Raw genomic sequence first — 4,101 nt, 5'->3', positions numbered from 1 at the left:
GACCGGAAAGACGGGCGCTGCCCCGGTTTTCCTGATCGATGAGCTCGACCGCACCGACGAGGCCTTCGAGGCCTTTCTGCTCGAAATCCTGTCCGACTTCCAAGTGACGGTGCCCGAACTCGGCACCATCAAGGCGGAAGAACCGCCGATCGTCATCATCACCACCAATCGCACCCGCGAAATCCACGATGCGCTGAAGCGGCGCTGCCTCTATCACTGGGTCGACTATCCCAACGCCGAGCGCGAGCTCGAGATCGTGCGCCGTAAGGTGCCGCAGGCCAACCAGCGGCTTTCGGCAGAAGTGGTCTCCTTTATCCAGAAGCTGCGCCAGATCGAATTGTTCAAGGTGCCTGGCGTCGCCGAGACCATCGACTGGGCCGGCGCGCTGACCGAGCTCGACAAGGTGGCGCTCGATCCGGAAACCGTCTCCGACACGATCGGCGTGCTGTTGAAATACCAGGACGACATTGCCCGCATCGAACAGGGCGAAGGCCGGCGCATCCTCAACGAGGTGAAGGCCGAGCTTTCGGCGGCGGAGTAGGCGATGCCGCGCCCCGAACCGAAAGAGGCCATGCCGCACGGGCGGATTGCCGACAACATCGTCTATTTTGCCCGCACCTTACGCAAGGCCGGCATGCGGGTCGGGCCGGCCTCGGTCAAGGACGCCATCGAGGCGGTGCTCGCCGCCGGCATTGGTTCGCGCGACGATTTCTACTGGACGCTGCACGCCGTGCTGGTGTCCAGGCATGAGGATCACGCCACTTTCGACGAAGCTTTCCGGCTGTTCTGGAAATCGCGTGAACTGATCGAGAAGATGCTGGCTATGTTTTCGCCGGTGGCACCCGACACCAGGGAAAAGCAGAAGCCGCGCGCCGCTGAAAACCGGGTCAGCCAGGCGATGTTCGAGGGCCACCAGAAGAACCAGCCGCCACAGGAAATTCCCGAGATCGAGGTCGACGCCCGCTTCACCTTTTCCGGCAACGAGGTGCTGCGGGCCAAGGATTTTGCCCAGATGAACGCCGCCGAGATGGCCGACGCCAAGAAGGCGATCGCCGAACTGCGGCTGCCTTTCGACATGGTGCGGACCCGGCGCTTCAAGGCCGATGCGCATGGCCGCCGCATTGATCCGCGAGCCATGATGCGTTCGGCCGCGCGCACCGGCGGCGAACTGATCCTGCCGAAATTCCGCTCAGCCCGCGAAGTTCATCCGCCTTTGGTGGTTCTGGCCGACATTTCAGGCTCGATGAGCCAGTACACGCGCATCTTCCTGCATTTCTTGCATGCACTGACGGAAAAAAGGCGTCGCGTGCACACCTTCGTCTTCGGTACCAGACTGACCAATCTGACCCGGCAGATGCGCCACCGCGATCCCGATGCAGCACTTGCCGACTGTTCTGCGGCGGTCAAGGACTGGTCGGGCGGCACCCGCATCGGCGACACACTTGCCGAGTTCAACCTGATATGGTCGCGGCGCGTGCTGGGGCAGGGGGCGGTCGTGCTTCTGATCACCGACGGGTTGGAGCGCGACGATGTCGACGGCCTGTCGGAGGAAATGGAGCGCCTGCACAAATCCTGCCGGCGGCTGATCTGGCTGAACCCGTTGCTGCGCTTTGACGGTTTTCAGGCGCGCGCCCGTGGCGTCAAGGCGATGCTGCCGCATGTCGACGAGTTCCGCTCGGTGCACAATCTCGATGCGCTGGCCGATCTCTGCGCGTCATTGGACAAGAAGTCGGCACAATCCGTCGATCCGCGCCGATGGCTGGACGCTGGCGCGAGGCACGCCGCATAACCATATCTTTCCCACCCGGAAAACAGATCCCGAGAAAAACAGACTTCTGGAGAAACGGTCATGGAAAGCAGCATTTATCTGGATGAGGCCCGCGACCCGCTGATCATCGCGGAGGGCTGGATGAAGGACGGCAAGGACGTGGCCATCGCGACTGTGGTCGAGACCTGGGGTTCGGCGCCCCGACCTGTAGGCAGCCATCTGGTCATCGACGCCGACGGCAATTTCCACGGCTCCGTCTCGGGCGGCTGCGTCGAAGGCGCTGTGGTCAGTGAGGCCATCGACGTCATCGACAGCGGCAAGGCCAGGATGCTGGAGTTCGGTGTTGCCGATGAGACCGCATGGCAGGTCGGCTTGTCCTGTGGCGGCCGCATCAAGGTGTACGTGGAAAGACTGGGCTGATCTCGGATGGATCCCTACGCCTTAAAAATTTTGAACGCCGAACGACGCGCTCGCCGCGCGGCGATCCTGGTCACCGATCTCGGTGACGGCCGCGACCGCATCGTGCGCGAAGGCGATCAGGTCGCCGGCGATCTTGGCGCCGCGATCGCCAGGGCGTTCCGCACAGGCAACTCCGGTTCGGTCGAAGCAGAGGGGCGGAATTTCTTTCTCAACGCGCATCTGCCGCAGCCGCGTCTGGTCGTGATTGGCGCTGTCCATATCAGCCAGGCGCTGGCGCCGATGGCCAGGATCGCCGGCTATCCCGTGGAGATAATCGACCCCCGCACCGCCTTCGCCACGCCGGACCGCTTTCCCGATGTGGCGCTTCATGCCGAATGGCCGGAGGATGTGCTGAAGCGTCAGCCGCTCGACAGCTATACGGCGCTTGCCGCCGTCACTCATGACCCGAAGGTCGATGATTTCGCGCTGAAGGCCGCGCTCGACGCCAACTGTTTCTATGTCGGGGCGCTCGGTAGCAGGAAGACGCATGCCAAGCGGGTCGAACGCCTGCTGGCGCTGGGCGCGAGCGCCGATCAGATCGCCCGTATCCATGCGCCGATCGGGCTCGACATCGGTGCTGCCAGCCCGGGAGAGATCGCCGTTGCGGTGTTGGCCCAGGCAATCCACGCCTTCCGCTCGCGCGGTCTCGATGCCAAGGGCGCGGCGGCGTGAAATTCGGCCCGATCCCGATCGAGACCGCGGAAGGCGCGGTGCTGGCGCACTCCACCACCGCCGGCGAACGCCGCTTCCGCAAGGCGCACAGGCTGAGCGCTGAAGATGTGGCGCTGCTGCGGGCTGCCGGTGTTTCCGAGGTCGTTGCGGCTGTGCTGACTGAGGACGACCTCGGCGAGGATGCGGCCGCGCAAACGATTGCCGAGAGCATGACCTTTCGCGGGATCGAAGCCAGGCCTGCCGCGACCGGGCGGGTCAATCTCCATGCCAAGGCGCCGGGCATCTTCACGGTCGATGCCGCTGTCATCGATGCCATCAATGCCATTGATCCCGCCATCACCATCGCCACGCTGGCGCAGCATGCGCCGGTCGAGAAAGGCCAGATGGTCGCGACCGTGAAGATCATTCCCTTCGCGGTCAGTTCAGCGCTGGTCGACGCTGCGACAGAAATCTGCGCCGCGGGCGAGATATTTGCCGTCAATGCCTACCGGCCCGTGCGTGTCGGCGTCATCCAGACGGTTCTGCCGGGCATCAAGCCTTCCGTGCTCGACAAGACGCTGCGCGTCACCGAAGCGCGGCTGGCGCGTACGGGCGGCAGGCTGACTGCGGAGCGCCGCACGCCGCATGAGGTCGCGCCAGTGGCGGAGGCCGCGGTCTCCCTGGCGCGCGACAACGACATGGTGGTGATCTTCGGCGCTTCGGCGATGAGCGATTTTGCCGATGTCATTCCCGCGGCGATCGAGAAGGCGGGTGGTGCAGTCATCCGCGCGGGCATGCCGGTCGATCCCGGCAATCTGCTGGTGCTCGGCACGCTCGATGGCAAGCGCATCATCGGCGCGCCCGGCTGCGCCCGCAGCCCCAAGGAGAATGGTTTCGACTGGGTGCTGGACCGGTTGATCGCTGGCCTCGACGTGACGGCCAGGGATATTGCCGCCATGGGGGTCGGCGGGCTGTTGATGGAAATCCCGACACGGCCGCAGCCGCGCGAACCGCTGCCGGCCAAAAGCCAGCTCAAGGTCGGCATCGTGCTGCTGGCCGCTGGCCGCTCAAGCCGCATGGGCGGGCCGAACAAGCTTTTGGCGCTGTTCGACGGCAAGCCGCTTGTGCGCCGCACCGCCGAGCGGGCGCTCGGCTCGAAGGCGTCCGGCACTGTCATCGTCACCGGCCACCAGCGCGAGCGGGTGCGCGCTGCGCTGGTGGGC

Annotated in this window: 5 protein-coding genes; all 5 read left to right on the top strand. The window is 64.9% G+C overall.

Translation table 11 applies throughout. The features are described from left to right. On the top strand, window positions 1-541 hold a 541-nt coding region (locus tag EN964_RS27255; protein WP_164776020.1), incomplete at its 5' end, for a MoxR family ATPase. 3 nt (window positions 542-544) lie between these two features. Beyond that, window positions 545-1,789 carry a VWA domain-containing protein gene (locus EN964_RS27250; RefSeq protein WP_127269883.1) on the top strand — a complete coding sequence of 415 codons (1,245 nt, stop codon included), beginning with the start codon at window positions 545-547 and terminating at the stop codon, window positions 1,787-1,789. Between the two features lie 60 nt (window positions 1,790-1,849). Continuing rightward, a complete protein-coding gene (locus tag EN964_RS27245; RefSeq protein ID WP_127267830.1) occupies window positions 1,850-2,188 on the top strand; it encodes an XdhC family protein in 339 nt (112 codons plus the stop codon). 6 nt (window positions 2,189-2,194) lie between these two features. Further along, the gene (locus EN964_RS27240; RefSeq protein WP_127267829.1) at window positions 2,195-2,899 is read left to right on the top strand and encodes an XdhC family protein; all 705 of its coding nucleotides are present in this window, start codon (window positions 2,195-2,197) and stop codon (window positions 2,897-2,899) included. After that, window positions 2,896-4,101, top strand: a 1,206-nt coding sequence (locus tag EN964_RS27235; protein ID WP_127276969.1) for an NTP transferase domain-containing protein, incomplete at its 3' end; no start/stop codon positions are given. The genes EN964_RS27240 and EN964_RS27235, both read left to right, overlap by 4 nt.

It is taken from the genome of Mesorhizobium sp. M7A.F.Ca.CA.001.10.2.1, assembly GCF_003998575.1.
Classification (GTDB): domain Bacteria; phylum Pseudomonadota; class Alphaproteobacteria; order Rhizobiales; family Rhizobiaceae; genus Mesorhizobium.
Note: the sequence above shows the minus strand (reverse complement) of the source record. Positions and strands in the feature narration are given on the sequence as shown.